The sequence below is a fragment of the Bacillus sp. THAF10 genome, from assembly GCF_009363695.1.
Taxonomy (GTDB): domain Bacteria; phylum Bacillota; class Bacilli; order Bacillales; family Bacillaceae_I; genus Sutcliffiella_A.
The window spans coordinates 1,531,963-1,549,999 of record NZ_CP045403.1; the positions used below are offsets into that span (position 1 = coordinate 1,531,963).

The following is an 18,037-nucleotide window of genomic DNA, read 5'->3' on the forward strand; positions in this document are numbered from 1 at the left end:
TCAATAAGGTGCTGTTTTTTTATGGATTATGTTTTTCATTATGATAAGATAAAGAATATCTTGCATAAAGGTGGGTACATGCGTGAATGCAATAAAAAATTTTGCCCAAACAGAACAACAAAAAATGTTTATGGCAACAGCAAAAAAACTTTCCGCTTCGTTTTCAGAACGAGCTGCTTACTATGACAAGAATGCTGAATTTCCTTTTCGGAATTTTCAGGATTTAAAGGATGCAGGGTTTTTAGATTTTACAATTCCCTCCAGGTTTGGAGGACAGGGTAAAGGGTTGTATGACTTTTTGCTACTCCAAGAAACCATTGCACAAGGAGATGGCCCCACTGCGTTAAGTCTAGGTTGGCATCTCGGGATGATGATGAATGTATCTGTGTATAATAGTTGGCCTGAAGCTACATACAGAATGGTTTGTAAGGATGTAATTCAATATAAAAAACTCATTAATAGTGCACATAGTGAGGCGAAAACAGGAAGTCCGGCTAGAGGGGGAAAACCAGAAACAATGGCAAAACAGCTCTCAGATGGAACCTGGAAAATACAAGGTAGAAAAAATTTCGCATCTCTTGCCCCAGCACTTGATTATGTCATTATTTCTGCGTCTATAGAAGACACCGATGATGTTGGTGAATTCTTGTTAAAGCGGGAGTGGGAAGGAATATCCATACAAGAAACATGGAATTCCATGAGTATGCGGGCAACTAGAAGTGACGATCTACTTATTGATAATGTTGTGGCACCTTCAGAAGCTTTATTATACATAAAAAAGAAAATGGCTCCTAAACCTCAAGGGTGGTTGCTTCATATCCCAGCATGTTATTTAGGCATTGCGATTGCTGCAAGAAATGAAGCAGTTTCTTTTGCCAAGACCTATCATCCGAACAGCCTACCTCACCCGATAATGAATGTGCCAAAAGTAAGAGACAGAGTGGCGAATATGGATATAGAATTGTCTTCCGCTCGGCACTATCTTTATAGTGTAGCAAGGAATTGGGATGAGCATCCTGATGATAGAGAGGAGCTTATCAGTGATTTGGCAGGAGCGAAATTAGTGGCTACAAACGCAAGCATTAAGGTGGTCGATGAAGCTATGCGGATTGTTGGTGCGAAAAGTCTTCACGCCGACCACCCCCTGCAGCGATACTACCGAGATGTTAGGGCAGGGCTGCATAATCCTCCAGCAGATGAAATAACGCTCCATCTTTTTGCTAGTAGGGCATTTGATTCTGGTGATGAAGGTAAGTGAATGGAATATGACAGTGAAAAAGAAAAAAATAGATAGTAGATATCGTATTGCCCATCGGGAGGCACTCATTGGAATAACCCTCGTAGTTTTCCAATTTGTTTGGTGGTACGGGTTTGCGTATGGTTTGGGTTCTGGTCCAGTGTTAGAGTATTCCTATGTTTTAGGACTTCCCGCATGGTTTTTTTACAGCTGTGTGCTTGGATTTATCGTCATGGTGATCTTAGTCGTTCTTGTGGTGAAATTTTTGTTTGTGGATGTCTCCCTAGAAGAGGAAGAAAAGGGGGACTCGCCATGAATCTTCAAGTTATTGTTCCATTGTTCGTATTCTTAATTCTTATTTTTCTAATTGGTTTATACTCATCAAGAAAGCTGCGAGATTCATCCTCATTTGTCCAAGATTATTTTCTTGGAGGAAGGGAACTTGGCGGCCTATTGCTTGCCATGACGATGGTCGCTACTTATGGAAGTGCTTCAAGCTTTATTGGAGGACCTGGTATTGCCTATCAAACAGGTCTTGGCTGGGTCTTGCTTGCGATGATTCAAGTGGTGACAGGGTATTTTGTTCTTTCTATTTTAGGCAAGAAATTTGCCATCATCGCAAGGAAAATGAAGGCCATTACCTTAATAGACTTTCTTAAAGAAAGATACAAAAGTAAATGGGTTGTCTTGCTATCTGCTAGTAGTATTATCATCTTTCTCTTTTCGGCTATGGCAGCACAATGGGTTGGTGGAGCTAGGCTGATAGAGTCAGTCACAGGGTTATCCTACACGGCTGCTTTATTTGTTTTTGCTTTGTCTGTGTTGGTGTATGTAATCATTGGAGGATTCAGAGCAGTTGCTATTACAGATGGAATGCAAGGGATTGTAATGGTGGTGGGTACGGTCATCATTCTTGCAGGAACGATCATTGCTGGTGGAGGGGTACCTGCAATTATGACTGAACTCGTTGCAGAAAACCCTAATTTAATCAGTCCATTTGGTGCGGACAAGTCGCTTACTCCGTTATATCTATCCTCATTTTGGATACTAGTAGGAGTAGGGGTGGTCGGTTTGCCACAGGTAGCGATAAGAGCGATGTCGTATCGTAACACTAAATCAATGCATGCGGCTTTGATTATTGGAACCATTGTGGTTGGATTTATCATGCTTGGTATGCATTTAGCGGGAGTGTTTGGAAGAGCAGTACTGCCAGGACTTGAAACCCCTGATACTATAATGCCATTGTTAGCGCTGCATGTCTTACCTCCATGGTTAGCTGGGATTGTATTAGCAGCACCGATGGCAGCAATTATGTCGACTGTGGATTCCAACTTGTTGATCGTTAGTTCCTCTATCGTTAAGGATGTATATTTAAATTATGTAAAACCTGAAGCATCAGAAAGAGGCATAAAAAGAATCAGTATGGGAGTAACGACCATTGTAGGCATCCTCGTGTTTTTTTTGGCTATTCATCCACCGGCCTTTTTGATTACATTAAATCTTTTTGCTTTTGGCGGCTTAGAAGCGGCTTTTATTTGGCCAGTTGTCCTCGGGCTTTATTGGAAGCAGGGTAACAAATGGGGCGCACTAGCCTCTATCATTACAGGTGTGGTGATGTATATTGGAATTACACTCTATGCTCCAAATGTATTTGGTATGCATAGCGTTGTCATCCCGGTCGTATTATCCTTTTTAGCATATATAGGGTTTAGCTTAGCTGGTAAACACTATTGTATGGACGAACAGAACAAAATCATCGATGAGTATCTTACATAATCTAAGGCTGTTTTCACAAACTTTGTTGCTGCTACGTATTTTTAAGACTCCCGTAAACCATGTTGATGTCGTGCTCTTTTTGAAGAAGGAGAGATAAATATGTGGCAATTTAGCTTACCTGAAGATTAAAAAAATCCTAAAGCTGACTTTTTTCTGGCTAAAAGCAACCATCATGATGAAAACAGCCTAATCTAAAAATAAAATCGTATGTGACTAGGTGAAAAAGAATGAACAAGTGGGAAAAAATTTTTCAGAACATTATGGAAAAATATAGTACGTTCATCAAGGGTAGTTGGAGGTATATCGTCTTTGGGTTGTGCTTCTACCTTAGCATTTACATATTTTTCATGGGGTTTTTCTTTTACACTGGTGCAGGAAAATACATCGATGTGCTTTTGACAGTTGGAGTTGGCTTATTATCTTTGACAACAGCTGTATTTCTCTCTGTGCTAGTTTGGAAATTTGTACGAGGATTGCCTAAACTGCTCTTTGCATGTTTAATAGGTGCTGTTTCTGCCATTTACGCAGTTGGTATGTATATGGGGCCTTTTTTTAGAATGATGGGGTATAGTGTTTTAGTGTTAGGTGGTTTCACTGGTATTACTATGTACTTTTTTAAAAAGAAAGCGAAGATTCCTTTTATCGTCACCGCTGTGTGTACCTTAGCTCTGCACAGTATATTTGTTTATCTTACAGCTACAGATGGAGAAAGAGGAGAATGGAGCCTAGAAAGAGCGAAAGAGACGTCAACCATCAGTAATCCTGCTGAAATTGGAGAGTATGCTGTAAAACAGTTTACATATGGAAGCGGTTTGGACAAAAGAGAGGAATACAAAGACGTTCTTTTTAAAACAAAAACGGTGAACTTGGCACCATATACCGTGCAACCTCATGGCTTTAACAAGTGGTACAGGGAATGGTTCTGGGGTTTCAACCTTAGACAAGCTCCTGTAAATGGGAGGGTGTGGATGCCGGTTGGAAGCGAAGACGAGACCTATCCGCTTGTGTTAATGGTTCATGGAAATCATAATATGGTAGACTATTCTGATGGTGGATATGCATACCTTGGAGAGATGCTGGCTAGTAAGGGATATATTGCCGTTTCTGTTGACCAAAATTTTATCAACTCTGGGAAATCCGGTCATATTGGCTGGGATAACGCTGGAAGGGCGTGGCTGTTGTTAAAGCACTTAGAGCAATGGAAAACGTGGAATGATAGTAAGAGTCACGAGCTCTTTCAGAAAGTGGATATGGAAAACATCGCGTTAATAGGGCACTCAAGAGGGGGAGAGGCTGTTAGTACTGCTAAGCTCTTTAGTGAACTTGAGCGCTTTCCTAACAATGCAAAGTTAAGATTTAATTTTGATTTCAACATTAAATCGTTAATTGGTATTTCTCCCGGTGATGGCAGATTTCAACCTGGAGACCAGCCAGTTGATTTAGAGGATGTTAACTATCTGACGATTCAAGGCGGAAATGACACTGATCATACGAACTATTGGGGCATAAGGCAATTTAAACGCATACAGTTCACAGAAGAGTTTGATGGGTTTAAAAGCAGTATCTATCTATATGGTGCAAATCATGGCCAATTTAACACAAGCTGGGGAATGGATCAGCCTTCTCCTTACTGGTGGTTTATGAATAGAGAAGAATTGTTAGATCCAGATGTTCAAAGAGATATTGCCAAGACCTATATATCCGCATTTTTGGATGCTACATTAAAAAATCAATCAGAATATAAGACGCTCTTCACGAAAAAGCAGGCAGCAGCTTCCTTTATACCAACAGATCCTTTAAGAATACAATATGAAGATGCTAGCTTCGATCCTGTGGCGAATTTTGAAGAAGATGTGGATGTCCTTACTTCTTCTTCTGGTGGCGATTTGAACGGTTACAATTTATCTGTTTGGAAGGAAATGAATCTTTTACTCCGAAATCAAGAAAAGCAAGAAAATCAAGTAGTGAAGCTTGGTTGGAGAAGTAATACTAGCCGTTATACACTACAAATACCAGAGGGGATTTCTTCAAGTTTTGAAAAAGATACGGTGTTGAGGTTTGATGCAATTCAAGCGCATAAACAAAGGTATGATTTTTATAACATTCCTCTACCTGAAGGCTACGAGAATAAAGCTATCCCAATTTCCGTTAGTTTAAAGCCAAAAGGAGTAGGCGACTTTGACAGTAGAATAAGAAAAACAATGTTTATTGATCCAACTTATACTACAAAGCTTTATCGTTTTGAGTGGTGGAACAAACGAATAGGGAACCAATATGAGCACATGCTTCAAACGTATGAACTGCCAATATCATTTCTTAAAGAAAGCTTTCCGGACATAGAATATCAGGATATTGAAGAGATTTCTTTTGAGTTTAACCAAACAGAAAGTGGATTAATTTTACTAGATAATATAGGATTTACTACCCAGCTGAAAGATGAATAAAATAAGGTGCTCTCCCCCATAGTAAGGATAAGAAATCCAAAAGGGGGAGAGCTTTTTGTTTAAAAAAATTGTAGCCTTGTTTCTGATTCTGTTTCTTCTTAATCCTCTACCTATAACAGAATCAAGTATGCTGACTTCCATGGCGAAAGTCAGAGAATATTCCCCTTCTAATGGTTTTACATATGACACAGATGAGAATAAGCTTCTTGATACGCAAACACTTCGTGTCCATTTCATTAATGTCGGTCAGGGAGATGCCATTTTGTTGCAAACGCCAAAAGGATACAATATTTTAGTTGATACTGGTCCGAAAAAATCGGCCAATATGCTGTTAAACTATTTGAAAAACATTCAAGTATCCTCTTTAGATTTACTTGTAATTACCCATCCTGATTTTGATCATATTGGTGGAATTCCTTCCTTGCTTGAGAAAGTACCAGTAAAGAAAATATTAGATAGCGGAAAAGCTCATACCACCTTAACGTTTATCCAATATAAACAGTACGTATGGAATAATATCGTGCCCGTTCAATACGCTAAAGAGAAGATGAAGCTGAAAATTGATCCTGATCTTGAAATAAAAGTCCTCAATAGTGGCTCAGAGGAAAAAGAAAATAATAATGCATCGATAGTCTTACATGTTACATATAAAGACATGAAATTTTTGTTAATGGGTGATACAGAGGAAGCAGAAGAAAAAAGGCTAAGCAGAAAGTACAATCTGGGCTCAACGATTTTGAAAGTAGCCCATCATGGCTCAAATAGCTCTTCTACCACCGCATTTTTAAACGATGTTCAACCAAAAATTGCGGTTATTTCTGCAGGAAGAAATAATGATTTTAATCATCCACATTCTCCTGTGGTCTCTAGGCTCTTAGATAGCGGTGCGGATATATACAATACTGCAGAATCAGGAAGCATTGTCTTCACGACAGATGGAGAATTATTGTTTGTCAATGTTCGTCCATGGCTTTATGCAAACCAGAAACCGCAGGAAGCTGAAAAGTCAGTAGTAATCACAGATTTAGATGTAAAGGAAGAAATGGTCACATTAGAAAATAAAAGTTCGGAAACGGTCGATATGACAGACTGGAAACTCGTAAGCAAAAAAGGGTACCAGACCTTTGATTTTCCAAAAAATTATAAGCTTGGTGCAGGTGAGACCGTCTACATAGGGTCAGGCGCACAAAAACAGCATATTAAAAAATACCTTCATTGGTTAAGTGACCATCTATGGAACAACAAAGGAGATAAAGCCCAGCTGTATAACAATAAAGGAGAGCTTATTGACGAATTTGAAGACATAGTAAAAGAGGACTAGGTTTCAATTCTCTCGATTTGTGATAGTAAAGGTGATAAGATACTTTTTTGAGAAATTCATTTACAAAAGGAGTCTAATGACTTGAAAAAATTTCGTAAACCATTTCGCATTCTCCTTGCATTCGTCTTAAGCATTTGCCTGTTTTTGTTTTACATCCATTCCACGAAAGGGAAGATAGTAGCTTCTGCCTCGATGGAACAACATCAAAATGGTGTAGCAATTAATCTTCAAAATCCATATGTTATGCCGATTAAAGTGTTCAAAACAACGATTTTGGATAAAGATGAAAAAGAGGTTCCAGCTACAGCTTATAGCATAAAAATGAACGGTTTTTCAAGTGGTGGAAATGACCAAGAAGTGGAACAAGCTTTTATGGAAACCCAGACAGATGAATTTGAAAAAATGAATGAATTCACCATACCTAGTGATTCTGCAAAAAAAGAAGAGCTTTACAGTATTTATGTAACCGACGATTCAAAAGAACGAAAATCTGTGCAAAATGCAGAGAAGGTAACCGTCTCATTTAAAGTGTTTTCAGTCATACCTTTTACAGCAACTATCCGTTTATAAAAAGCAAAAAGCACCTTGGGTAAGGTGCTTTTTGCTTTATACGATTTCTTTATTGAAAAGAGTAAAAAACACCACCCAGGGGAAGAATAACAGTGCTTCTGACCATTGATTTATTCAGAGGTAGTCTGTGTTTAAGCTGTCATAGAGAGGGAATGTACATAATGGAAAAGGTCTACAGCATCATTTTACACAGTATCTTTATCATGAATAGTACTGTTTCAGATCCCAGGTGGTGGTTTTTACTTTTGTCTCTCTTCCTACCATGGATCCTCTGGTGGAAAATCGTTGATAACACTCGATTTTTTGAAATCCTATCCTACGGTTTATTTTGGGCGTTGTTGGCAAGCTTGTTTGACTTAGCGGGGATAACCTACCATCTTTGGAATTACCCTTACGACTTATACAAGGATATTCCCACGCTCTTATCCGCGGATGTGGCAGTTATTCCAGTTTTGTATATGCTTTTATATCAGTATGCAAAAACATGGAAAACCTTCATAGTTGGAGCTTTACTAGTAGCCGTCATTTTCTCGTATATTTTTGAACCAATATTCCAATTGCTCCACATGCTTGAATTGATAAAGTGGTCTCATTGGAAATCAGCAATTTCTTTTTTTCTACTAGGACTAAGCACAAAAGTAATCTTTTTTTTCTTAAAGAAACATTTTCAATCAAGTTATTAGTTGACGAACATGTATATACAAGATAAACTAATTACCTAAACATGTATATACAAGTTAGGAAGCAAAGAATACAAAATGTAAGCGGTTAGCAAATAAAAATGGAGGGATTTGTATGTTGAAAAAATTGTTTGGAAAAAAAGAACAAGCTCCAACACCAACAGAAGAAACCGTCTTAGCTCCGATCAATGGTAAAGTGACAGAGTTGACAGAGGTTCCAGATCCTACTTTCTCTCAAAAAATGATGGGAGATGGAATCGCAATTATTCCTGAAGATGGAGAAGTGGTATCACCCGTTAATGGGGAAATAATTCAGTTCTTTCATACTAAACATGCCATTGGTATTCGCTCTGAAAGTGGTGCGGAAATATTAATACATGTTGGGCTTGAAACGGTGTCCATGAATGGTGAAGGCTTTAATGGGCATGTAAAGGAAGGAGACAATGTCAAAGTTGGGGATAAATTGATTAGCTTTGACCTAGATCTAGTTAAGGAAAAGGCGGAAAATACCATTACTCCAATTGTCATCACAAATGGTGAAGTAATAGAAAGTCTTGATAAGAATGTTGTAGATCAAGCAACAAAGGGACAAACGGCAATATTTGAGATAAAAATGAAATCGTAAATCGTTATTCAGGAGGAAGAGAAATGGACATTAGAAAACAGGCAGAAGAGATTGTCCAAGCACTTGGGGGAAGTGAGAATATTAGCGCAGCAACACATTGCGTCACACGTCTTCGCCTCGCCCTTCATGATGAAAGCAAGGTAGATAAAGAAGCACTAGAGGAAATTGATGTTGTGAAAGGTTCCTTTTCTACCAATGGTCAATTTCAGGTCGTCATCGGTCAAGGAACCGTAAATAAAGTATATAAAGAATTTGTAGAGATAACAGGCGTTGGAGAAGCTTCCAAGGATGAAGTGAAAAAAGCCGCGGAGTCTAACTTAAATCCGTTGCAGCGCGCGATTAAAACACTGGCAGATATTTTTATTCCGATTCTTCCTGCAATCGTAACAGCCGGTTTATTAATGGGTGTTAACAATCTTTTAACTGGAAAAGACATCTTTTACAGTGGACAATCTGTTATTGACGTACACACACAATGGGCCGATATAGCAAGCATCATTAACTTGATCGCTAATACAGCCTTTGTATTTTTACCTGGATTAATAGGGTGGTCAGCTGTTAAACGCTTCGGTGGAAGTGAGCTTCTTGGTATCGTGCTCGGTTTGATGCTCGTTCATCCTGATTTATTAAATGCCTGGGGCTATGCTGAAGCACAGGAGGCTGGCGAAGTAGGAACCTGGAAATTCTTTGGCCTTGAGATTGAAAAAGTAGGCTACCAAGGTCAAGTGTTACCAGTGTTAGTGGCTTCTTATGTTCTTGCAAAATTTGAGAATTTCCTATCAAAACGAGTTAGTGATGCGTTTCATATGTTAGTTGTTCCACCGATTACACTATTGCTTACTGGATTTATCACGTTTGTTGCAATTGGACCAGTAACCTTTGCTATCGGTAATTTCTTAACAGATGGATTTGTAAATATTTTTGATGCAGTACCTGCTATAGGTGGATTAATTTATGGTGGATTATATGCACCACTAGTAATAACAGGAATGCATCATACGTTCTTAGCGGTAGATTTTCAGCTCATTGCAGCAATTGGTGGAACATTCCTGTGGCCGATGGTTGCCTTGTCTAATATTGCACAAGGATCTGCTGCTTTTGCCATGATGCTTGCGACTAAAGATGAAAAATTAAAAGGTCTAGCTCTTACATCCTCGATTTCAGCATGGCTTGGAATAACAGAGCCTGCCATGTTTGGTGTAAATCTTCGTTTCCGCTATCCGTTCTTTGCGGCAATGCTAGGTTCCGCCATAGCTGGTGTAATTATCACGATTGCAGGGGTAAAAGCTCCAGCGATTGGTGTCGGAGGAATACCTGCTTTCTTTTCTATCATGGCACAATACTGGCCAGTGTTCTTCTTAGGTATGGGAATTGTATTAGTCGTTCCGTTTGTTTTAACATTCTTAATTGCAAAAGTGAAAATGAAAAAAGAAGCGTAAAAACTGTAAAAAGGGGGATAGTCCCCTTTTTACAGTTTTTAGGTTAAAAGGAGAGGCTCATAATGAATCGATCTTGGTGGAAAGAGAGTGTCATATACCAGATTTATCCCCGCAGTTTTATGGATTCAGACGGAGATGGAATTGGAGATATTCAAGGCATCATCATGAAACTAGACTACTTAAAGGAGCTTGGTATTGATACCATTTGGTTGTCTCCTGTTTATGAATCTCCTAACGATGATAACGGCTATGATATAAGTAACTACCAAAAAATAATGAAAGAATTCGGCACGATGGAGGATTGGGAAAATCTATTAGATGAAGTACATATCCGTGACATGAAGCTTGTCATGGATTTAGTGGTCAATCATACATCAGATGAACACGAATGGTTTGTACAAGCAAAAGCCTCAAAAAATAACCCTTATAGGGATTACTATATTTGGAGAGATGGGAAGGAAGATGGAGGAGCACCAAATAATTGGGGTTCTAATTTTGGTGGCTCTGCCTGGGAATTCAATGAGGTAACTGGAGATTATTATCTGCATCTTTTCTCCAAAAAGCAACCGGATCTTAATTGGCAGAACAAAGAATTACGAGAAGAAATCTACAGCATGATGAAGTGGTGGTTGGACAAAGGTATTGATGGCTTTCGAATGGATGTCATTAATTTTATCTCAAAAGAGGAGTACTTGCCAGACGATGAAGTGAAACCAGGAAATCGGTATGCATCTGGAAGCAAGTATTATCGAAATGGCCCTAATATCCATTCCTATTTAAAAGAAATGAATCAAGAGGTATTATCGAAATACAATGTGATGACCGTTGGAGAAATGCCCGGAGTTTCTCCACAGCAAGCCTTAGAATATACTGCCGAAGAAAATAATGAATTAAATATGGTATTTCAATTTGAGCATGTGGGACTTGATAATGGACCATCAGGGAAATGGGAGTTAAAACAATTAGACCTCATGGATCTGAAACAAAGCCTTTCTCGCTGGCAATATGCGCTTGTCGAAAAGGGATGGAATAGTCTCTATTTTAATAACCATGACCAACCAAGGTCAGTATCCCGTTTTGGAGATGACAAAGAGTACCGAGTGGAATCAGCCAAAATGCTTGCTACGCTACTTCACATGATGAAGGGAACGCCATATGTGTATCAAGGAGAAGAACTTGGTATGACAAATGTGAAGTTTGATTCCATCCATCAATATAAAGATATTGAAAGCATCCAGGCATATAACGATCTAAAAGAAGCAGGATACTCAGAAGAGAAAGTAATGGAGAGTTTATTTGCAAAAAGCCGAGATAATGCAAGAACTCCCATGCAATGGAACAAAGAAGTACATGCAGGATTTACAACGGGGACACCTTGGATAGAAGTAAACCCAAATTATCCAAACATAAATGCAGAAGCTGCACTTGAGGATAAAAATTCGATTTTTCATTATTACAAAACACTTATTCAATTGCGAAAGCAATTAGACTTAATTATTTATGGTGACTATGAATTAATACTAGAAGATCACCCAGAAATATTTGCTTATACAAGAAAATACGAAGACAAAAAATTACTGGTTATGTGTAATTTCTATGGGAATACACCAACCTTTACACTCCCAAGAGAAATCAATTTTATGACCAAACAGTTACTACTTGGAAATTATGAGGTGGAAGAACAAAGCAGCATCACTGAGTTCACTCTCCAGCCTTATGAGGCAAGAGTGTATTTGTTAAATTAATGCGTTTGAATGAGGAGCGGTGTGAACATGAAAAATGTAAAAAATGAACCTTGGTGGAAGAGGTCTGTCGTTTATCAAATTTATCCAAAAAGCTTTCAAGATACAACAGGAAATGGTGTAGGAGATATTCAAGGCATCATCCAAAAGCTCGACTATTTGAAAGAACTTGGGGTGGATGTCATTTGGCTTACTCCAATCTATAAGTCTCCACAAAAAGACAATGGTTATGACATTAGCGATTATTTTTCCATACATGATGAATATGGAAACATGAATGATTTTGATCAACTTTTACAAGAAGCTCACGCTAGAGAAATAAAAGTAATTATGGACATTGTCGTCAATCACACTTCCACAGAGCATGAATGGTTCCAAAAATCAAAGGAAGCGAAAGAAGAAAACCCATATAGAGATTTTTATATATGGAAGGATAGCAAGGAAGAAGGTACGGAGCCTACCAACTGGGAATCAAAATTCGGTGGGAATGCATGGGAGTATGATGAAAAAACAGGGCAATGGTATTTGCATTTGTTTGACGTCACTCAAGCTGATTTAAACTGGGAAAATGAAAAAGTACGTCAGGAAGTATATGACATGATGACATTCTGGTTTGAAAAAGGGGTAGATGGATTCCGATTAGATGTAATCAATCTTATTTCTAAAGACCAGGACTTTCCAGATGATGATGGTTCCGTTCCTCCAGGAGACGGTAGGAAATTTTATACCGACGGCCCGAGAGTTCATGAATTTATGAAGGAAATGAATGAAAAAGTTTTTAGTAAATATGACAGCATGACGGTAGGAGAGATGTCTTCTACTACGATAGATCATTGTATAAAATATACCCGCCCTGATCGTCATGAACTGAGTATGACCTTTAATTTTCATCACTTGAAAGTGGATTACCCAAATGGAGAAAAGTGGTCGGTGGCACCATTTGATTTTCAGCAATTAAAGGATATTCTCTCTACTTGGCAGGTTGAGATGGAAAAAGGAGGAGGATGGAATGCACTTTTTTGGTGCAACCATGACCAGCCTCGCGTAGTTTCCCGATATGGTGATGATAAAAATTATCACCGTTTATCTGCAAAAATGCTAGCAACAAGCATGCATATGATGAGGGGAACACCATACATTTATCAAGGTGAGGAGTTTGGGATGACCAACCCGGGCTTTGTGAAAATCAGTGATTATCGTGATGTGGAATCTTTAAATATCTATAACTTAAAGAGAGAAGAAGGCATGACGGAGGAAGAGATTCTAGAAATACTCAAACATAAATCTCGTGATAACTCTAGAACCCCTGTTCAATGGGACAGCACAAAAAATGCTGGTTTTACAACGGGAACTCCATGGATTAATGTAGCGAACAACTATAAAGAAGTAAATGCGGAGACAGCTCTTGAAGACAAAGACTCAGTTTTTTATCATTACAAAAACTTGATTACTCTTCGCAAAGAATATGACATCATCACTCACGGCGATTTTCAAATTTTAGAAGGAGAACATCCTGAAGTATTTTCCTATATGCGTAATAGCGAAAACGAGAAGCTGCTCGTTGTAAGTAACTATTATGGAAAGGATACAGAATTTACCTTGCCAACGGATGTGGACGTAGATGGCTATCATTCGAATATTTTACTTAGTAATTATTCCGATTCATCAGAAGAATTTTCAAAGATTCTTTTGCGTCCCTATGAATCCATTATTTATCACCTAACGAAATAATGCTACAATTTCTATAGGTGGTAAAAATGAAAAATAATAAATATCAAATCATTTATCAAGAGCTTACAGAAAAAATGGACAGCAACGTATACAGTGCAGGTGAGAAACTTCCCTCTGAGCATGAACTAATGGAAATGTATGATACATCAAGAGAAACGGTACGCAAGGCGTTAAATAAGCTTTCACAAAATGGTTTTATCCAAAAAGTTCGCGGCAAAGGGTCTATTGTGTTAGAGCGGGATAAATTTGATTTTCCCATCTCTGGTCTTGTTAGCTTTAAAGAGCTAGCTGAAAAAATGGGTAAACCATGGGATACAGAAGTGCATGAACTGAGTGAGGTGAAGGCATCCCCAGAGCTTCTGACAAAGCTTGGGGAGGAAAACCTTTGGAAAGTGGTGCGTTCCCGTAAAGTAGATGGTGAAAGCATTATTTTAGATACGGACTATTTCATAAAAAGTCAGGTGAATCATTTAAATCATGACCGCTGTAAAAGCTCTATTTATGCTTATTTGGAAGAGGAACTGGGTCTGGTGATTGCTTTTGCTGATAAAGAAGTGACAGTAGAAGAGGCTACAGTAAAGGATCAGGAGCTTTTAGATCTTCATGGGTTAGGACATGTTGTGGTCGTAAAGAGCATTGTTCACCTTGACGATGCCAGCCCCTTTCAATTTACAGAATCCCGTCATCGCCTCGATAAGTTCCGTTTTGTAGATTTTGCAAGAAGAATGAAATGAAGGCTTTTAGCACTCCGCAACTTGCGGGGTGTTTTTTTATCTTTAGGAATAAATAATGGAATTGTTTAAAAAATAAGAAAATTATTGTATAATAGTCTGGAGGATAATTCGTAATACGAAATAAATGAAGAAAGGGGAAAAACGATGGCTCAATTATTGAATAAAACGGTGAGAAGATCAGAAGTACCTGTGGAGCAGACTTGGAATCTGGAGGACCTTTTTTCATCAAGTTATGAATGGGAATCGGAACTAATAGCGGTAAAAGAAGACTTGAAATTATTAAAAGTGTTTAAAGGAAGGGTAATAGAAAATGCCGCTACTTTATTAGCTTGTATGAATAAAAAAGATGCCCTTACAGAGCGATTGGGGAAAATCTTAGCGTATGCATCTTTAAAGCAATCTGAGGATGGCACAAATCCTGAAAATCAAGCAAATTCCTCTAGAGTGGGAGGAGTTTATTCCTTATTTAACAAAGAAACCTCGTTTATTCAATCAGAGATTCTACAATTAGATGAGGAAAAATTAAAGTTATTCCTTGCCGATGAGCCAGAATTACAGGACTTTCAAAAAGTAATATTAGATGTTATCGTAACCAAACCACATAAGCTCAGCCCGGATGCAGAAGAGATCTTATCTGCTTTTTCTGAGGTTCATCAGGCACCTTATATGATTTATCAACGTAGTTTAATTTCAGATTTATCGTTTCCGTCTTTTCAAACAGATGACGGGGAGTCCCATCACTTAACATTTAATACCTTTCCAAATTACGAAGGATCACCAAATACAGATTTGCGAAGAAAAGCATATAAGGCCTATACAGAAAAACTATCACAATACAAGCATACATATGCTGCCACTTATGCAACCGAAGTGAAAAAACAAGTAATAGAATCAAGGCTCCGCAATTTTGATACCGTAACGGATATGCTACTTCATAGCCAACAGGTAACAAAGGAAATGTATCACAACCAATTGGATATTATCCAAAAAGAACTCGCTCCACATATGAGGAAGCTTGCAAAGCTTAAACAACGAGTTTTAGGATTAGATACAATGAAATATTGTGATTTAAAAGCTCCACTAGACCCAGAATTTAATCCTAGTACTACATATGAAGAAGCATCAAAAATAATTTTAAAATCCCTGGAAGTGATGGGACCAGAATATATCGCCATAATGGAAGAAGGGTTAAACAATCGTTGGGTAGATATGGCAGATAATGTTGGGAAGGGCTCTGGTGCATTCTGCTCAAGTCCTTATGGCGTTCATCCATATATTCTAATGACATGGAGCGATTCGATGAGAAACGCCTATACCTTAGCTCATGAACTTGGGCATGCGGGTCATTTTAGATTAGCGGGCCGCTATCAACGGATTTCTAGCACAAGACCATCCCGTTATTTTGTAGAGGCACCTTCTACGATGAATGAAATGCTGTTAAGTCAGCACCTACTTTCCATGCCAAATGATAAGAGAATGAGACGTTGGATTATTCTCCAGTCCTTAGGAACTTACTACCATAATTTTGTTACTCATATTTTAGAAGCGGAACTGCAAAGAAGAATTTATAAACTTGCTGATGAAGATACCCCTATCACTGCTAAATTGCTTTGTGAAGAAAAGACATCCGTTCTTAGCGATTTTTGGGGAGATAGTGTAGAACTTGATGAAGGAGCAGGACTAACTTGGATGAGACAGCCTCACTATTATATGGGGCTTTACCCGTACACCTACTCGGCTGGCTTAACCGCTTCAACTGCCGCAGCAAAACAAATTCAAGAAGAAGGAGAGCCGGCTGTTCAACGTTGGCTTGAAGCTCTTAAGGCAGGTAGTACCTTACAACCACTGGAATTGATGCAATTGGCTGGAGTAGATATGTCTACACCGGAGCCTATCAAAACTGCCGTAGCACATGTTGGTTCCCTAATTGATGAGTTAGAAGAGCTTTTTCATTAAAGCCCAAAACGTCTTACATTTCGTTGTAAGACGTTTTTTTGATGGCTCCAATCTCAAGAAACCTGATCTTATGCCGATAGTAGAAGTAGAGATAATAAGATTAGCAGAGGAAGGGCGTCTTCAAATGGAAACAAAGTCAAGCATACTATTAGATTCTGGAACAAATGAAGTAGAATTTCTTGAATTTATTCTTGAAAATACGAGCTTTGGTATAAATGTTTTAAAGGTAAGGGAAATTATTAAACCTTGTCATGTGACAAAACTCCCACACTCCCATCCTAATATAGAAGGCATGGTAGAATTAAGAGGAGAGGTACTCCCTGTTATTCATTTAAGAAGAACACTCGGTATGATAAATGATCATACTGGGAAAGAAGATAAATTTATAGTCACGGAGTTTAATGGAATGAAAGTCATTCTTCGTGTGGATGAAGTAACTCAAATTCACCGGCTCACATGGGAAGATTTAGAAAAGCCGGAATCATTAAAGCACTCTTTGGACGAATTTGTTACTGGTGTAATAAAGGTAAGAGAAGCCATGACACTATTATTGGATGTGGAAAAGATACTATTTGATATTTATCCAGGTCTTGGCTTAATGTCTCAACAAAATGAAAAGAAAGTTAACTTGGATAGAAGTGCTAAAAGCATTATGATAGCAGAAGATTCACCTATGCTAAGAAAGCTTTTGAAAGAAACCTTAGTATCGGCAGGATATAAAAATGTTCAATTCTTTGAGAATGGAACAGATGCCTGGGGCTTTTTGTTAGATGCTGTAAAAGGTAAAGGAGAACAAATAGATCTCCTAATCACAGATATTGAAATGCCCCAAATGGATGGCCATCATTTAACGAAAAAGATAAAAGAAGATCATTCACTTTCCATAATCCCTGTTATTATCTTTTCATCATTAATTACGGAGCATCTTAAGCATAAAGGAGAAAGTGTTGGTGCGGATGCACAGATAAGTAAACCACAATTATCCATGCTTATTGATACACTGGACAAACTTTTATTTAACCAATAAGCAAAGGCGAAGACTCTTCTCTCATAATGAAGCGAAAGACTTGTGACCTCACAGGGCGATAGCCCGAGGACGCTCACAACTCGCCCTGCGGAAGCAAAGCCATTTGCTTAAAATCAACAGCGGAGTTTAACAGAGATAACCAATAAAAACAAAGCTCATTCAAGAGAATATTTCTTGAATGAGCTTTGTTTGTTGAATAGGATTATAGGTAGCTTTCACCGAGCTTTTTAAAGACAGGTTTTTGGTATGCTTTTCGAGTAGTATGCTTTTGATTATTATCTGGATAAAAATTGGTATAGCGCTGCAGTAGCTCCTTGGCAATGTTAAGCGACATGTTGGCCTTAGGATTACGGTAATAATCGTTCAACTCTCCCAGATGTTCAAGCTTTTCAAAGTCTTCCTTAGTGGGAGGAATATGAAAGAAATATTCTCCTGCATGAATAAGCACATCCGATTGTTGTTGACTGTTTTTAGGGTTTTTGGAGAAATGTAATCCTTTTTTAGTAGCTTTCCCTTCCATGATTAACTTTTCCAAAGCTTTTCTTTTTAATGTATAAAGATACTTTGGATCAGGTGCAGTTTTCGCATGACGATTCACGGTAAAGATGGCACGTGAGAGGTTTTCAATAGAAGGTTTTACGGAGGATTTGTTATTATTTTGATTATAATAGCTTTGATTATGCATAATAAACTCCTTTCTTTTTTATTATTATACAGTTACTGGGCGAAAAATGAAAGGTAGAATAAAGTAGCCA

The 18,037-nt window shown here is 38.2% G+C and carries 15 protein-coding genes; 14 read left to right on the forward strand and 1 reads right to left on the reverse strand.

The features are described from left to right. The first annotated feature begins 82 nt into the window (after positions 1-82). From FIU87_RS08070 to FIU87_RS08135, 14 genes are all read left to right on the forward strand, one after another. On the forward strand, positions 83-1,258 hold the full coding sequence (locus FIU87_RS08070; RefSeq protein WP_152444111.1) for an acyl-CoA dehydrogenase family protein: 1,176 nt from the start codon (positions 83-85) through the stop codon (positions 1,256-1,258). A 7-nt stretch (positions 1,259-1,265) separates the two neighbouring features. After that, positions 1,266-1,553 (forward strand): YhdT family protein, encoded by a 288-nt coding sequence (locus FIU87_RS08075; RefSeq protein WP_152446472.1) that lies wholly within the window; start codon positions 1,266-1,268, stop codon positions 1,551-1,553. Further along, positions 1,550-3,013 carry a sodium/pantothenate symporter gene (gene panF, locus FIU87_RS08080; protein ID WP_152444112.1) on the forward strand — a complete coding sequence of 488 codons (1,464 nt, stop codon included), beginning with the start codon at positions 1,550-1,552 and terminating at the stop codon, positions 3,011-3,013. Before FIU87_RS08075 ends, panF begins: the two co-directional genes overlap by 4 nt. Before the next feature lie 227 nt (positions 3,014-3,240). After that, positions 3,241-5,457, forward strand: a complete 2,217-nt coding sequence (locus tag FIU87_RS08085) for an alpha/beta hydrolase family protein (RefSeq protein WP_152444113.1) — start codon at positions 3,241-3,243, stop codon at positions 5,455-5,457. Positions 5,458-5,512: 55 nt separating this feature from the next. Beyond that, positions 5,513-6,778: an MBL fold metallo-hydrolase gene (locus FIU87_RS08090; RefSeq protein ID WP_152444114.1), complete on the forward strand. Its 1,266-nt coding sequence runs from the start codon at positions 5,513-5,515 to the stop codon at positions 6,776-6,778. An 81-nt stretch (positions 6,779-6,859) separates the two neighbouring features. Next, positions 6,860-7,348, forward strand: a complete 489-nt coding sequence (locus tag FIU87_RS08095; RefSeq protein WP_152444115.1) for a hypothetical protein — start codon at positions 6,860-6,862, stop codon at positions 7,346-7,348. 161 nt (positions 7,349-7,509) lie between these two features. Then, complete coding sequence (locus FIU87_RS08100) at positions 7,510-8,031, forward strand: CBO0543 family protein (protein WP_152444116.1); 522 nt, start codon at positions 7,510-7,512, stop codon at positions 8,029-8,031. 112 nt (positions 8,032-8,143) lie between these two features. Next, on the forward strand, positions 8,144-8,653 hold the full coding sequence (locus FIU87_RS08105) for a PTS sugar transporter subunit IIA (protein WP_152444117.1): 510 nt from the start codon (positions 8,144-8,146) through the stop codon (positions 8,651-8,653). Positions 8,654-8,676: 23 nt separating this feature from the next. Further along, positions 8,677-10,092: a PTS system trehalose-specific EIIBC component gene (gene treP, locus FIU87_RS08110; RefSeq protein WP_152444118.1), complete on the forward strand. Its 1,416-nt coding sequence runs from the start codon at positions 8,677-8,679 to the stop codon at positions 10,090-10,092. Positions 10,093-10,154: 62 nt separating this feature from the next. After that, positions 10,155-11,837 (forward strand): glycoside hydrolase family 13 protein, encoded by a 1,683-nt coding sequence (locus FIU87_RS08115; RefSeq protein WP_152444119.1) that lies wholly within the window; start codon positions 10,155-10,157, stop codon positions 11,835-11,837. Between the two features lie 27 nt (positions 11,838-11,864). After that, positions 11,865-13,565, forward strand: coding sequence for an alpha,alpha-phosphotrehalase (treC, locus tag FIU87_RS08120; RefSeq protein WP_152444120.1), 1,701 nt, complete (start codon positions 11,865-11,867; stop codon positions 13,563-13,565). Positions 13,566-13,591: 26 nt separating this feature from the next. Then, complete coding sequence (gene treR, locus FIU87_RS08125; RefSeq protein WP_152444121.1) at positions 13,592-14,299, forward strand: trehalose operon repressor; 708 nt, start codon at positions 13,592-13,594, stop codon at positions 14,297-14,299. A 144-nt stretch (positions 14,300-14,443) separates the two neighbouring features. Further along, a complete protein-coding gene (gene pepF, locus FIU87_RS08130) occupies positions 14,444-16,255 on the forward strand; it encodes an oligoendopeptidase F (protein ID WP_152444122.1) in 1,812 nt (603 codons plus the stop codon). A gap of 124 nt (positions 16,256-16,379) precedes the next feature. Next, positions 16,380-17,282 (forward strand): chemotaxis protein, encoded by a 903-nt coding sequence (locus FIU87_RS08135; RefSeq protein WP_152446473.1) that lies wholly within the window; start codon positions 16,380-16,382, stop codon positions 17,280-17,282. 202 nt (positions 17,283-17,484) lie between these two features. On the opposite strand, the gene FIU87_RS08140 is transcribed toward FIU87_RS08135, so the two are convergent. After that, positions 17,485-17,967: a YkyB family protein gene (locus FIU87_RS08140; protein WP_152444123.1), complete on the reverse strand. Its 483-nt coding sequence runs from the start codon at positions 17,965-17,967 to the stop codon at positions 17,485-17,487. Positions 17,968-18,037 lie beyond the last annotated feature (70 nt).

Bases quoted from the DNA above. Each gene is read 5' to 3' on its own strand.
- FIU87_RS08135 (WP_152446473.1), top strand. From the start codon at position 16,380: ATGGAAACAAAGTCAAGCATACTATTAGATTCTGGAACAAATGAAGTA.
- FIU87_RS08140 (WP_152444123.1), bottom strand. From the start codon at position 17,967: ATGCATAATCAAAGCTATTATAATCAAAATAATAACAAATCCTCCGTA.
- FIU87_RS08115 (WP_152444119.1), top strand. From the start codon at position 10,155: ATGAATCGATCTTGGTGGAAAGAGAGTGTCATATACCAGATTTATCCC.
- panF (WP_152444112.1), top strand. From the start codon at position 1,550: ATGAATCTTCAAGTTATTGTTCCATTGTTCGTATTCTTAATTCTTATT.
- pepF (WP_152444122.1), top strand. From the start codon at position 14,444: ATGGCTCAATTATTGAATAAAACGGTGAGAAGATCAGAAGTACCTGTG.
- FIU87_RS08100 (WP_152444116.1), top strand. From the start codon at position 7,510: ATGGAAAAGGTCTACAGCATCATTTTACACAGTATCTTTATCATGAAT.
- treC (WP_152444120.1), top strand. From the start codon at position 11,865: ATGAAAAATGTAAAAAATGAACCTTGGTGGAAGAGGTCTGTCGTTTAT.
- treR (WP_152444121.1), top strand. From the start codon at position 13,592: ATGAAAAATAATAAATATCAAATCATTTATCAAGAGCTTACAGAAAAA.
- FIU87_RS08075 (WP_152446472.1), top strand. From the start codon at position 1,266: ATGACAGTGAAAAAGAAAAAAATAGATAGTAGATATCGTATTGCCCAT.
- FIU87_RS08085 (WP_152444113.1), top strand. From the start codon at position 3,241: ATGAACAAGTGGGAAAAAATTTTTCAGAACATTATGGAAAAATATAGT.
- FIU87_RS08105 (WP_152444117.1), top strand. From the start codon at position 8,144: ATGTTGAAAAAATTGTTTGGAAAAAAAGAACAAGCTCCAACACCAACA.
- treP (WP_152444118.1), top strand. From the start codon at position 8,677: ATGGACATTAGAAAACAGGCAGAAGAGATTGTCCAAGCACTTGGGGGA.